12 protein-coding genes are annotated in these 12,502 nt (G+C 58.4%); 7 read left to right on the top strand and 5 right to left on the bottom strand.

Annotated elements, in window-relative coordinates; translation table 11 throughout:
- Positions 1–49: 49 nt before the first annotated feature.
- Both FVV99_RS02490 and uraD read right to left on the bottom strand, forming a co-directional pair.
- On the bottom strand, positions 50–889 hold the full coding sequence (locus FVV99_RS02490) for an IclR family transcriptional regulator (RefSeq protein ID WP_148252435.1): 840 nt from the start codon (positions 887–889) through the stop codon (positions 50–52).
- A 93-nt stretch (positions 890–982) separates the two neighbouring features.
- Complete coding sequence (gene uraD / locus FVV99_RS02495) at positions 983–1,510, bottom strand: 2-oxo-4-hydroxy-4-carboxy-5-ureidoimidazoline decarboxylase (RefSeq protein WP_148252436.1); 528 nt, start codon at positions 1,508–1,510, stop codon at positions 983–985.
- A gap of 198 nt (positions 1,511–1,708) precedes the next feature.
- Between uraD and uraH the strand changes: the two genes are divergently transcribed.
- The 3 genes from uraH to FVV99_RS02510 all read left to right on the top strand — a co-directional run bounded on the left by uraH (position 1,709) and on the right by FVV99_RS02510 (position 4,144).
- Positions 1,709–2,062: a hydroxyisourate hydrolase gene (uraH, locus tag FVV99_RS02500; RefSeq protein WP_148252437.1), complete on the top strand. Its 354-nt coding sequence runs from the start codon at positions 1,709–1,711 to the stop codon at positions 2,060–2,062.
- Between the two features lie 54 nt (positions 2,063–2,116).
- A complete protein-coding gene (locus FVV99_RS02505) occupies positions 2,117–3,319 on the top strand; it encodes a urate hydroxylase PuuD (protein WP_148252438.1) in 1,203 nt (400 codons plus the stop codon).
- Positions 3,320–3,403: 84 nt separating this feature from the next.
- Positions 3,404–4,144 carry a GntR family transcriptional regulator gene (locus FVV99_RS02510; RefSeq protein ID WP_148252439.1) on the top strand — a complete coding sequence of 247 codons (741 nt, stop codon included), beginning with the start codon at positions 3,404–3,406 and terminating at the stop codon, positions 4,142–4,144.
- A 52-nt stretch (positions 4,145–4,196) separates the two neighbouring features.
- Here FVV99_RS02510 and FVV99_RS02515 read toward each other — a convergent pair whose 3' ends face one another.
- From FVV99_RS02515 to FVV99_RS02525, 3 genes are all read right to left on the bottom strand, one after another.
- Positions 4,197–5,654, bottom strand: a complete 1,458-nt coding sequence (locus tag FVV99_RS02515) for an NCS1 family nucleobase:cation symporter-1 (RefSeq protein ID WP_148252440.1) — start codon at positions 5,652–5,654, stop codon at positions 4,197–4,199.
- Between the two features lie 76 nt (positions 5,655–5,730).
- Positions 5,731–7,095 (bottom strand): NCS1 family transporter, encoded by a 1,365-nt coding sequence (locus tag FVV99_RS02520; RefSeq protein WP_148252441.1) that lies wholly within the window; start codon positions 7,093–7,095, stop codon positions 5,731–5,733.
- A 105-nt stretch (positions 7,096–7,200) separates the two neighbouring features.
- Complete coding sequence (locus FVV99_RS02525) at positions 7,201–7,941, bottom strand: aspartate/glutamate racemase family protein (RefSeq protein WP_148252442.1); 741 nt, start codon at positions 7,939–7,941, stop codon at positions 7,201–7,203.
- 273 nt (positions 7,942–8,214) lie between these two features.
- Here FVV99_RS02525 and puuE point away from each other — a divergent pair, with 273 nt between their 5' ends.
- From puuE to gcl, 4 genes are all read left to right on the top strand, one after another.
- The gene (gene puuE / locus FVV99_RS02530; protein ID WP_148252443.1) at positions 8,215–9,153 is read left to right on the top strand and encodes an allantoinase PuuE; all 939 of its coding nucleotides are present in this window, start codon (positions 8,215–8,217) and stop codon (positions 9,151–9,153) included.
- A 47-nt stretch (positions 9,154–9,200) separates the two neighbouring features.
- Entirely contained in the window at positions 9,201–10,034 is an 834-nt protein-coding gene (locus FVV99_RS02535; protein WP_148252444.1) for a bifunctional allantoicase/(S)-ureidoglycine aminohydrolase, read from the top strand.
- Between the two features lie 14 nt (positions 10,035–10,048).
- Positions 10,049–10,534, top strand: coding sequence for an ureidoglycolate lyase (locus tag FVV99_RS02540; protein WP_148252445.1), 486 nt, complete (start codon positions 10,049–10,051; stop codon positions 10,532–10,534).
- 188 nt (positions 10,535–10,722) lie between these two features.
- Positions 10,723–12,498 carry a glyoxylate carboligase gene (gene gcl / locus FVV99_RS02545; RefSeq protein ID WP_148252446.1) on the top strand — a complete coding sequence of 592 codons (1,776 nt, stop codon included), beginning with the start codon at positions 10,723–10,725 and terminating at the stop codon, positions 12,496–12,498.
- The last annotated feature ends 4 nt before the right edge of the window (positions 12,499–12,502 follow it).

Below are 12,502 nucleotides of genomic sequence, written 5' to 3' on the forward strand. Positions count from 1 at the left end.
CCGCTCTAGGGCTATCGTCACGAGGCGGGTTCGGGATGCGTGCGCAGACTCAGGAAGCGTATTCCTCGGCCTCGGGTAGTCGGCCCCCCAGTTGCGAGGTAATGTCACGCGCGGCACGGCTGACCAGGCCCCCCAGCTCCGCCAGACGCGATTCGGAAATCCTCGCCACGGGCCCGGATACCGAAATGGCAGCCAGCGGACTGCCCTGCTCGTCGTGGATCGAAGCGGCAACGCAGTGTAGACCGATGGCATGTTCCTCGCGGTCACAGGCATAGCCTCGGCGCCGGATCTCGGCCAAGCCCTGGCGGAGACGAGCCGGGGTGTCGATGGTGTTGTCGGTAACGCGGGGCAAGCCACGAGCCTGGAGTATGCGCTCGATATCCTTATCGGGTAGCCAGGCCAGAAGCGCCTTGCCAATGCCGGAGGCATGCATGGGCGCTCGCGATCCCAGGGGAGTGATCATGCGCATCATCTGAGGGGACTCGCTCTGGGCCAGAAAGACGGCCATGCCGTCATCGCGAATGCCGAGGTTGGCGGATTCCCCCGTTTCTTCGGTCAACCGGCGCAGGAAAGGCCGCGCGGTCGCGACGAAATCCCTGGCTTCCAGGAAGGTATTGCCGATCTGGAAGGTCTTGACGCCAATTTTCCACAAACCGAGCTCGGTATCCTGCGTGATGAATCCTTGCTTATGTAGCGCTTGCAACAACCGGTGCGTGGTCGAGGGCGCCAAACCGACGATCTGGGCGATGTCCGACAAGGCCAGGCCCAAAGGTGCAGCGGCTAGCCCCTCGAGGATATTCAGTCCGCGAACCAGTGATTGGCTATGCCCACCGCTACCCTTGCCAGTGCCTGCGGGGCGCCCCACCGTCTTGCGTTTGGTCTCCGTCACGCCTGATATCTCCGTCACCCGTTCTATGTTCAGTGCCGCGCCATAGCATACACCTTCATCGCAGGTCTGTCGTGGTGACGGAAATCAATTCCACTATTGTTGAATGCGGGTCTCCAGCCTGAAGCGCGCAATACGATTGATCTGTTCAATGGCCGTACGCCGCTCCTCGTCCGGGGAGTTGCCTAGCCGCGACTCGAAGGCGGCCAGGATCTTGTGGCGGTCATTCCCCTTGACGGCCATGACGAACGGAAAATCGAAACGGGCCTTGTATGCTTCATTCAAGCGCTCGAACCGGGCCAACTCCTCCGGCGTACATTGGTCGAGCCCTGCACCGGCCTGTTCGCGCGTCGAATCATCGGTCAACGCTCCCGCGACGGCGGCTTTACCGGCCAGGTCCGGGTGGGCACGAATCACCGCGAGTTGTCGCTCGGCGCTGGCGGCCGTCAATACTCCGGCCATGATATCGGCTAGCCCGTCCGGAGTGTCCTGGGTCTCCGTCAACCCTTGATACCAGGCCTCTTCGGCAATCCAGGGGGAGTGTTCGTAGATATCACCATAATGTGTCACGAAGGAGGCAAGATCGAGCTGGCTTGGGCGAGGAGTCAGAAGCGAAATCGTCATTATCGGTTATCTCCTGATAAGTGAGTTGGCGTACTCGATACAATAAATGTATACAAAAAAACTTTGAAATGTACTCTTTTAAGCGCTAAAAATGTTCTCATGAGATAAGAGATCAGCCTAGTCGCTGTGACCTGGCATGTCAGCGTCGTGAACGTAATGCCGCTTATCACCATTTCATGATTCGTCGAGGAGCTATCCATGGGCTATCTGACAACGCATGTACTGGATACCTCCCGAGGCCGCCCCGGCCAAGGGATTCGTGTCGAGATCTTTCGCATTCAGGGAGAGTATCGCGAGCGCTTGGGAGACGTCGTCACCAACGATGACGGTCGCTGTGATGCGCCGTTGCTGGAAGGCAATGCCTTCACGGCAGGCGAGTACGAGTTGGTGTTCCATGCTGGCGAGTATCTCGACCGTCAGCAGGCACCGGGCGCATCGCCGCGGTTCCTGAACCGTATTCCACTACGCTTCGGCGTCGCCGATCCCAGTGAGCACTACCATGTGCCGCTGTTGCTGTCGCCATTCGGCTATTCCACCTATCGCGGCAGTTGAATGGCCATGCTGTGCCGTCCATGAACAACAACGACACATGCTGAGGAACCCGACATGCCCTCGTATTTGCTGGATTTCGTTAACTTCATGCTCAGATGGCTGCATGTCATTGCCGCCATTGCCTGGATCGGTGAATCGATCTATTTCGTGATGCTGGATAACAGCCTGAAGACGCCCGAGGATGAGAGCAGCCGTCGTAAAGGCGTTTTCGGCGAGATGTGGGCCGTGCATGGTGGCGGTTTCTACCACAATCAGAAATACGCTACGAGCCCCGAACAACTTCCCCACGACCTGCACTGGTCGTATTGGAAATCCTATACGACCTGGCTGTCGGGTTTTGCCTTGTTCGTCATGCTGTACATGGCGAACCCGGGGTTTTATCTGGTTGACTCCAATAGCGATTGGGCTTGGGCCGCCAACCTCAACGGCGTGGAAGCCAACATCCTGGCACTGGCTTTTCTGTTCGGCGGCTGGGTGATCTACAACCAGATGTGCAAGCGCATTAGTCCGAACATGGAACGTGACGGCCTGCTGAGTCTGGCGGTGGCCGTCTTGATGGTCCTCGTGGCTTATCTGAGTACCCAGCTATTTGCCGGGCGTGCCGCGTTTCTGCTGACCGGTGCGGTGATGGCAACTGCGATGTCGGCCAATGTGTTCTACTGGATCATTCCCGGACAGCGTCGCATGGTCGAGGCGATGAAGACCGGTGAGGAGCCGAACCCACTCGATGGCAAGCGAGGCAAGCAACGTTCGGTACACAATACCTATTTCACCCTGCCCGTCGTGCTGCTGATGATCAGCAACCATTACTCGTTCGTGTATTCACACGATTATGCCTGGGTCATCATGTCGCTGTTCATCTTTGCCGGTGCCTTGATTCGTCAGTTCTTCGTGTTGATGCATGCGGGCAGCATTCGTCCGGCCTACCCTGCCGTTGGGGTGGCGCTGATTCTGATGGCCTTCTGGGTGGCAGCACCGAGCGGAGGTACATCTTCCGATACCGACTCGGCGACGTCGACGTCCCTGGCGGAAGTGCACACTATCGTCGAGAATCGGTGTGTCCAGTGTCACTCTGCGGAGCCGACTCAGTCCGGATACTCATCGGCGCCGGCCGGTATCGAATACGATACCAAGGAGCAGCTACGCAATCTGATGTCGGATACCAAGCAAGTGGTGGCCAGCGAATACATGCCTCTCGGCAATATCACCGAGATGACCGAGGAGGAACGCCAGGCTGTTGCAGATTGGCGTGAGTAGCAGGGATGACGGGTCGCTTCGTCGTCGAAAGCATATACAATGGGGCCAGACGCGACTCGTAGCTGATGCGGAGCATTGTTGACCATGACGGAGCAGCAACCACAACCAGCACCGGATCGACCTCCCTCGAAACGTCGGCGAGGCAAGAATGGCGATGGTGACCAGCGTCATGACGCGATCTATCGGTCGATCAGTGATGCCATCATCGAACATCGCCTCAAGCCCGGTGCGCGTCTGCGTGAAGACGCCCTGTCCGAAGTGTTTGGCGTCAGTCGCACTGGGATTCGCAAGATTCTGCAGCGCTTGGCATTGGAACAGATGGTGACCCTGACACCACGTCGCGGTGCGAGTGTGACGCGCCCCACGGCCGATGAAGCCAAGGATGTGTTCGATGCCCGGCAGATGATCGAATGTGGGCTTATGGAAGCAGCGGCCTGCCGTATCACGGCGGCGGATATCGAGGAACTGCGTGACATGGCCAAACGCGAGCGCGAAGCCTTGCGGGCCGGTGAACAAAGTACGGCGATCAAGTTGTCAGCCGCTTTCCATGAACGCCTGGCCCAGCTCGCGGGTAATGCAACCCTGGCTGGTTTCGTCTCCCGGCTGTGCTCGCGTTCCTCCCTGATTCTTGCCGTGTACGGCAGCGCCGGCCACCTCGGCTGTGAATCCCACGATCACGATGAATTGATCCGGCACCTGGAAGACGGTAATGGCGAGCGGGCCAAGGCGTTCATGAGCCGCCACCTCAAGACCATCGAGTCGTCGCTGTCGATCGTTGAGGAAGAGGATCAGATGCCCGATCTTCACCGTATCTTCAGCGAGTGACCCGACGTCATGACGCCGGGTCGTATCTCAAGGGCGCTCCGTTGCGGAGTGCTCAATGCTTGGGCGCTGGCGTCTCGACTCTCTGGCGTGACATGAGCCCATAATAGAACAGTCCGCCCAGCCCGGCACCAATCAGCCAAGCATAACCACCTAATGCTTCGAGAGCGGGGACCCACACCGACGAGATAGAGAACAGCGCAGCGAGGCCAAAGGCGGCAAGTGCGTGCTGGTTCCAGCCCTTGGTGTAGTAATAGGCCGCATCGGGGTCGGACGAGAACATGGCTTGCAGATCCAGGCGTTGATGCTTCACCAGGTAGTAGTCGGCCACGATGATGCCGTAGAACGGCGCTACGACCGCCCCCAGAGCATTGACGAACCCAGGCACACCGATACGGCTGATTACGCTCACCCACAGCGCACCAATGAAGAAGGCCAGGATCGCGGTGATCAGTCCCCCCATGCGGAAGCTGATTCTGCTGGGGAAGAGGTTGGCCAGGTCGTAAGCCGGAGGGATGAAGTTGGCCACTAGGTTGATGCCGACGGTGGCGGCAAAGAACGTCAGGGCGGCAATGATCGTCAATGGCAGTGCGTCGACGCGTTCGACGATGTCCGAGGGGTTGGTCAATGTCTCACCGAATAGCACCAGTGTGCCGGCGGTGATGATCAGAGCGATGAACGAGAAAAAGGCGACGTTGAGCGGCAGGCCGAGCAGGTTGCCCAGTTTCATTTCGCGCTCGCTGCGCACGAAACGCGTGAAATCGCCGAAATTGATCACGACAGCGGCGAAGTAAGCGATCATGGTCCCGGTAATGGCCAGGAAGGCGGTCACAGGGTGTCCGCTACCTTCGCTGTCTCCGCCACTGAAGATGGTGCCGATGGCCGGTAACAGGTCGCTGCCTGCCTGGAACCACACGACACCCATCAATACGATCATGACGCAATAGACCAGCGGTCCCGCCCAATTCAGGAAGTGTCTGATACGCTCGATACCGGACCAGAAGATCGCGATCTGGAAGAGCCAGACGATGACAAACGATATCCAGTCGATCGTCGAGAGGCCCAGCAACGTCCCCCCGGGGTCTCCGAACAGGGCCGTCAGTAGCAGTGCCATGGCGGTCGAAGCGAAATAGGTCTGCACCCCGTACCAGAAGATGCCGATTACTGCACGTAGCATGGCCGGGAAGTTGGCCCCATGTACCCCCATGCTGGCACGGACCATGACGGGGAAGGGGATGCCGTATTTCACACTGGGCTTGCCGGTCAGGTTGACCAGAAACATCACCACGATGCCGGCCAGGATAATGGCGGCCATCACCGCCCAACCATTCAGCCCGTAGGAGAGAAACAGCGATGCGGCTAGCGTATAGCCGAACAGGCTCTGGATATCGTTCGACCAGACATTGAAAATCTCGAAGGCGCCCCAGCGGCGTTCAGTTTTCTTTATCGGGGCCAGATCCGCATTGTAAAGCGCCGGGTCACGGCGCGAAATATCGAGTTCATTGTCATTCATGGAAACAAGCGTCCTGAAAGCGTGTAGGGAAGCAAGCCGCCCATCGATTGGCCGGCTTGCCATGTTGACGCAACACTCAGTGAGTGAACCGCTGGCAGGGAGACCAGTAACGCATCAATACATAGTAGGTCAGTCCCGCAGGAATCAAACTGGCGTACCAGGAGATGGTCGAGATGGTGAAGGCGACCAGGACGCCGACGGCAGTCGCGATCAGGGCAGCGTAGTTGACGCCTCGATATGGTCCATGCGGGTCATAGAGCTTGTCGATATCCAGCCGACGACGGCGAATCAGGTAATAATCCACTACCAGGACGGCAAAGATGGGGCCGAGGAAAGCGGAGTAAGTCTGAACGAACAACTGCAGGCCGGCGGCTGAACCGTCCTTGACCAGTTCCCATGGGAAGGTGGCGAAGGCGAGGAAGCCGACGATGACGGTGGCTGTACGAAATTTCAGCTTGAACACGTCCATCAAGACATAGGTCGGAGGCACCACGTTGTTGAGCACATTGGTCGTTACCTGGGCGAAGGCAATGAACAACAGTGTGGTCATCAGCAGCGGGGTGTTGTCCACGGCATTGGCAAAGACGTCGATGGGGTCGGCGACGCCGGTTGCCTCGGACACCATGAAACCGATCAACCCCATGAAAATGGTGCAGGGCAGGATCGACATGGAGTAGATAGTGGTCAGCATGCCAGGGCCGCTACCCTGCTTGAGCTCGCGGGCATAGTCGCTGACATTGAGGATCATGGTGCTGTAGATCCCCAGAAACAGCATGGTCGCTCCCCAGAAAGGAAGTCCCCAGGAACCTTCCATGGTGATCAGGTTGGCAGAGAGGACATCGCCGTAGCGCTGGATGGTGCTGTAGAACATGTAGACCAGAGACGCCAGGATGAAAGCGCTGCCAATGTTCTCCAGCCATTTGATGCCTTGGAAGCCAAGCACCGATAGCAGGATCTGCAGTAACTGGAAAGCAATGAAGAAGAACACGATATTGCTGAAACCGAAGAGTGTTTCGGATACCGCGTTCAAGGCACCGGCCCCGATCCAGCTCTGAAAGCCGTACCAGACGATGGCGGGCAGCGCGCGCACCAGTCCTGGCAGCCGTGTGCCGGAAAAACCGAATGCGCTACGCGCCTGGACCATGAAGGGAATGCCGTACTTGTAACCGGCCGCTCCATTGAGTGCCAGGGCGATGCCGATGACGAAACAGCCGATAGCGATGGCCAGAGTCGCTTGGATCAGGTTCAGGGTACCGACGACGCTGGAGCCCATGGCAAAGGTGCCTATGGATACGCAGCCACCGAACCAGGCCAGGAAATAAGAGGAGCGACCCATGATGCGGGTGTCCTGTGGCGATAGGTTCTCATCGCCCGGTGCCTTGCCTTGAGTTGTTGCTTGTCGATGAATGGCGGTGTCGGGGTGGGGGGTGTCATTTTGCATGGTGCTGTCCTCGCAAGAGTGTCTCGGGATTGTTGTTGTTCAGCCAGCGTGCCAATGATGCGTCAGTGGCGTGAGTCTTGCGGCTTGTAATGGCGCCACCTCGTCTCAGGGCGTTTCGCGCGATAGATGTTCGAAGTGACCGGTAAAGGTCTTCGGGCGTGGAAAAGCGAGATCGCCATACTTGCTGGTACCGAGTCCGAGTCCCACGAGTGCCTCGGCCAGTTTGACGGCGGATGTGACACCTTCCACGACCGGTAACCCGACAGCGTTGCTGATGGTATCCGTCAACTCGGCCATGCCGCCGCATCCCAAGACGATGGCGCCGATGTTGTCCTCGTCCCGGGCACGTCGGCACTCGTCGATGATGCGGTCGAGAGCGGCGTCGCCATTCTCCTCCAGATCAAGTACCGGAATGTCTGCGGCGCGCACTCGCCGGCAGTGGTGACGGAAGCCATATTGCTCCAGCAGATGTTCGGCAATGATGGTGGTGCGTCCTAGCGTCGTCACGATGGAAAACCGCGTGCTGATCAGGGTCGCCATATGAAATGCCGCTTCGGCAATGCCGATTACCGGTGCCCGGGTCAGTTCGCGGGCCGCCAGCAACCCGGGATCACCGAAGCAGGCGATGATATAGGCATCGGTTGCCTCGCGTTCACCGGCTTGCACTTCTTCGGTCACGCCCACGGCACTGATGGTTTCATCGAAATGGCTCTCGATCGAGACTGGACCGCTGCTGGGCTGAGAGGCGGTGATTCGGGTACCGGGGGCGGCAATACCTCGAGCGGCTTCACCGATGGTGTCGGTCATGGCCGAGGTCGTATTGGGGTTGATGACTCGAATGTGCATGGGCATGCGTCCTGACCAATTGGGCAATTTTTGTGAACAAAATAATCACTATTTGTACACAAAATAGAAGTCGCTTTTACCGAACGCAAGAGCAACGTTAAAAAAACGCTGACTCGTCCACAGTAGGCGTCATTTTCCGTGAACCGCGAGAACGTCGTGCTTGCAGAGTCAGTCCGTGGTCAGGCATGGCTTGCATCTAATGTGGATACACTCTACATTTTTATTGTATACATAAATAGGTCGATGACTCCGAACAATCAAAGGAACGACATCATGAGTCCCACCTCGAATGCCGATTATCCCCGTGATCTGAAAGGTTACGGACGCACGCCGCCCCATGCCGATTGGCCGGGCAAGGCCCGGATCGCCGTCCAGTTCGTGCTCAACTACGAGGAAGGGGGGGAGAACTGCGTTCTGCATGGCGACAGCCACTCCGAAAAATTCCTGTCCGAGATCGTCGGTGCCGAGGCGTATCCCGAGCGCCACATGAGCATGGAGTCGATTTATGAATACGGTTCCCGCGTTGGCGTCTGGCGGGTACTCAATGAGTTTGAACGTCGTGGTTTGCCGCTGACGGTCTTCGGCGTGGCCATGGCCTTGGAACGTCATCCCGACGTGGCACAGGCATTCAAGGAACTGGGACACGAAGTCGCCTGTCATGGTTGGCGCTGGATTCATTACCAGGGGGTGCCGGAGAGCGTCGAGCGCGAACACATGCGTCGCGCCATCGAAATCTTCCAGGAACTCTATGGTGAAAGACCCTTGGGATGGTATACCGGACGGGACAGCCCCAATACCCGTCGCCTGGTCCTCGACGAGGGGTCATTCCTCTACGACAGCGATTACTATGGGGATGACTTGCCGTTCTGGACACAGGCCCAGGACAGCCAGGGAGAAACGCATGATCATCTGATCGTGCCCTATACGCTGGATTCCAACGACATGCGCTTTGCTGCCCCCCAGGGGTTCAATACCGCCGAGCATTTCTTCACCTATCTCCGCGACGCCTTCGATGTCCTGTACGCTGAAGGCGAGGAGACTCCCAAGATGCTGTCGGTCGGTCTGCACTGCCGCTTGATCGGTCGGCCCGGACGTTTCCGTGCTCTGCAGCGTTTTCTCGATCATATCGAGTCACATGATCGTGTCTGGGTCACGCGTCGGATCGACATTGCCAGGCACTGGGCCGAGCGACATCCCGCACGGAAGGGGTGAGTACCGGCTTTTTGAGACAATGGAAGATATTTCCATAAAGAGGTTCCATGACGAAACGTCAATACTACGCACCGACAGGCGGACTGCCGCCCCAGACCCAGTTGTTGACCGACCGGGCCGTCTTCACCGAAGCCTATGCGGTAATTCCCAAAGGTGTCCTGCGTGACATCGTGACCAGCTACCTCCCCTTCTGGGATAATACGCGACTGTGGATGCTGTCGCGTCCCCTGTCGGGATTCGCTGAGACATTTTCCCAGTACATCATGGAGGTCTCGCCCGGTGGCGGCAGCGACAAGCCGGAACTGGATACCGCTGCCGAGGCGGTGCTGTTCGTCGTCGAGGGTGAATTGACGCTGACGATCGGTGGGGACAGTCATGTCATGGGGCCTGGCGGTTATGCCTATCTGCCGCCGGCATACCCCTGGCAGGTGCGCAATCATGGCTCGTCGGCGGTGCGGTTTCATTGGATTCGCAAGGCGTATGACTACGTCGAAGGATTGGAGGTGCCACCCCCCTTCGTGACCAACGAGAACGATATCGAACCGACGCCGATGCCGGACACCGACGGCAAATGGGCCACCACACGCTTCGTCGATCCGGAAGATCTGCGCCACGACATGCACGTGACGATCGTGACCTTCCAGCCGGGTGGCATGATTCCTTTCGACGAGACGCACGTGATGGAGCACGGACTTTACGTGCTGGAAGGCAAGGGTGTGTATCATCTCAACCAGGACTGGGTCGAAGTGGAAGCCGGCGATTTCATGTGGTTACGTGCCTTTTGCCCCCAGGCTTGCTATGCCGGAGGTCCCGGCCCATTCCGATATTTGCTGTATAAAGACGTGAACCGTCACGCGTCGTTGCGACCCGGTCCCCGTTAGCCAGGAGAAGTCCTATGCTGGAATTGACAGCCGAGCCGTTGACCCCGGAGGCGTTCGCCCCATTCGGTGACGTCATCGACACACGAACGGCCGATTACTTCCCCATCAATGCCGGACGCACGCGCCGTTACCATGATCTGGCTTCGGTCGATCTCCTGGGAGACGAGGCGCGTCCCCTGATCAGCATCTTCGTCAGCCAACCGGTGGCGGTGCCCCTGACACTGGATTTCCTCGAGCGTCATCCACTCGGTAGTCAGGCCTTCATGCCCCTCCATGGAGAGAAATTCCTGATTGTCGTGGCGCCTCCGGGGGAGTCGATCGATCCGGTCACGGTGCGTGCTTTCGTCACCGATGGTCGCCAGGGAGTAAACTATCGGGCGGGAACCTGGCATGCGATTCAATCGGTGTTGGACCACGAGGGCGAATTCCTGGTCGTCGACCGGGGCGGGTCGGGCGACAACTGTGATGAATATCCGCTGGCGCTGCGGGTTGGGCTATAGCGTCCGGTTTTTCCATGCTTCGGCTATTGTTTCCATGATGATGGCTATTTGGTCGACAATTCCTTTGTCGGCTTTTTTTATGTCTTTTTCTATTTATGGAAAATATTTCCATAAATATTGACAAGCTGGTGAGTCACGCCTAGTTTTGTACACAACAACAATGCATACGCCAGCGAGGAGGAGTCGTCGTGGCTAAAATGACTGCAGCAGAAGCCGCCGTTCATGTTCTCAACAAGGAAGGTATCGAGGTCGCTTTCGGGTTGCCCGGTGCCGCCATCAATCCATTCTATGCCGCTCTGCGGAAGGTCGGGGGTGTCGACCACGTGCTGGCCCGCCACGTCGAGGGTGCCTCGCACATGGCGGAGGGGTATACCCGCACCCGGCCCGGCAATATCGGCGTTTGCATCGGCACTTCCGGGCCGGCGGGCACCGACATGATCACGGGGCTGTATTCGGCCAGTGCCGACTCCATCCCGATCCTGTGCATCACCGGACAGGCGCCCAGTGCCAAGCTCCATAAAGAGGATTTTCAGGCGGTGGATATCCGTGAGATTGCCGAACCGGTTACCAAGTGGGCGGTCACGGTCCTGGAGCCGGCCCAGGTGCCCCGGGCGTTTCAGCAGGCCTTCCAGTTGATGCGCTCCTCGCGTCCCGGTCCGGTATTGATCGATCTGCCGATCGATGTACAGATGAGCGAGATCGAATTCGATCCCGACACCTATGAGCCATTACCGGCGTACAAGCCGAGCGCGACACGCGCTCAGGTCGAGAAGGCCATGGCCATGCTCAATGACGCGGAACGTCCCTTGCTGGTGGCGGGGGGCGGCATCATCAATGCCGATGCCAGCGACACGCTCGTCGAATTCGCCGAGATCACCGGCGTACCGGTCATCCCCACCTTGATGGGTTGGGGTACGATCCCTGACGATCACCCCTTGATGGCAGGGATGGCCGGATTGCAGACGGCACATCGCTACGGCAATGCCACGCTGCTGGCAGCCGATTTCGTGATGGGTATCGGCAATCGCTGGGCCAACCGACACACCGGCAGCCTCGATACGTATACCCAGGGACGCACGTTCGTCCATGTCGATATCGAACCGACCCAGATCGGTCGTATCTTCGGGCCGGATTACGGGATCGTCTCCGATGCCGGCGCCGCGCTCGAGTTGTTCGTCGACGTCGCCCGGCAGTGGCAAGCCGAAGGCCGACTCAAGGATCGTCATGACTGGGCCGAGTCATGCCGGGAGCGCAAACGGACCCTGCTGCGCAAGACGCATTTCGACGAGGTGCCGGTCAAGCCGCAGCGCGTCTACGAAGAGATGAACAAGGCCTTCGGCCGGAACACGCGGTATGTCAGCACCATTGGCTTGTCCCAGATAGCCGGTGCCCAGTTCCTGCATGTCTATCAACCGCGTCACTGGATCAACTGCGGTCAGGCCGGCCCATTGGGCTGGACGATTCCGGCGGCTCTGGGAGTTTGCCGGGCCGATCCGGATGCCGAGGTCGTGGCCTTGTCAGGCGATTATGACTTCCAGTTCATGATCGAGGAGTTGGCTGTTGGCGCCCAATTCAACTTGCCCTATATCCATGTTCTGGTGAATAACTCCTATCTGGGGTTGATCCGTCAGGCACAACGCGGGTTCGACATGGACTACTGTGTACAACTGGCGTTCGAGAATATTAACTGTCCCGAGATCAATGGGTACGGTGTGGACCACGTATCAGTCGTCGAGGGCCTGGGCTGTAAAGCATTGCGCGTCACCCGCCCCGAGGCGATCGCTCCGGCTTTTGCCGACGCGCGGGAGTTGATGAAGCAGTACCGGGTGCCAGTGGTGGTCGAGATCATTCTCGAGCGAGTGACGAATATTTCCATGGGAACCGATCTCGATGGCGTCAACGAGTTCGAGGCACTGGCCGAAAACGCAACCGAAGCGCCGACATCCATTGCCGCGTTGACCTGATAAC

Origin of the sequence: Aidingimonas lacisalsi (assembly GCF_008079445.1) — a bacterium.
Taxonomy (GTDB): Bacteria; Pseudomonadota; Gammaproteobacteria; order Pseudomonadales; family Halomonadaceae; genus Aidingimonas; species Aidingimonas lacisalsi.

Excerpts from the sequence above, each read along its gene's own strand:
- uraD (WP_148252436.1), bottom strand. The coding sequence starts at position 1,510 with ATGACGATTTCGCTTCTGACTCCTCGCCCAAGCCAGCTCGATCTTGCC.
- uraH (WP_148252437.1), top strand. The coding sequence starts at position 1,709 with ATGGGCTATCTGACAACGCATGTACTGGATACCTCCCGAGGCCGCCCC.
- FVV99_RS02505 (WP_148252438.1), top strand. The coding sequence starts at position 2,117 with ATGCCCTCGTATTTGCTGGATTTCGTTAACTTCATGCTCAGATGGCTG.
- FVV99_RS02510 (WP_148252439.1), top strand. The coding sequence starts at position 3,404 with ATGACGGAGCAGCAACCACAACCAGCACCGGATCGACCTCCCTCGAAA.
- FVV99_RS02515 (WP_148252440.1), bottom strand. The coding sequence starts at position 5,654 with ATGAATGACAATGAACTCGATATTTCGCGCCGTGACCCGGCGCTTTAC.
- FVV99_RS02520 (WP_148252441.1), bottom strand. The coding sequence starts at position 7,095 with ATGCAAAATGACACCCCCCACCCCGACACCGCCATTCATCGACAAGCA.
- FVV99_RS02525 (WP_148252442.1), bottom strand. The coding sequence starts at position 7,941 with ATGCACATTCGAGTCATCAACCCCAATACGACCTCGGCCATGACCGAC.
- puuE (WP_148252443.1), top strand. The coding sequence starts at position 8,215 with ATGAGTCCCACCTCGAATGCCGATTATCCCCGTGATCTGAAAGGTTAC.
- FVV99_RS02535 (WP_148252444.1), top strand. The coding sequence starts at position 9,201 with ATGACGAAACGTCAATACTACGCACCGACAGGCGGACTGCCGCCCCAG.
- FVV99_RS02540 (WP_148252445.1), top strand. The coding sequence starts at position 10,049 with ATGCTGGAATTGACAGCCGAGCCGTTGACCCCGGAGGCGTTCGCCCCA.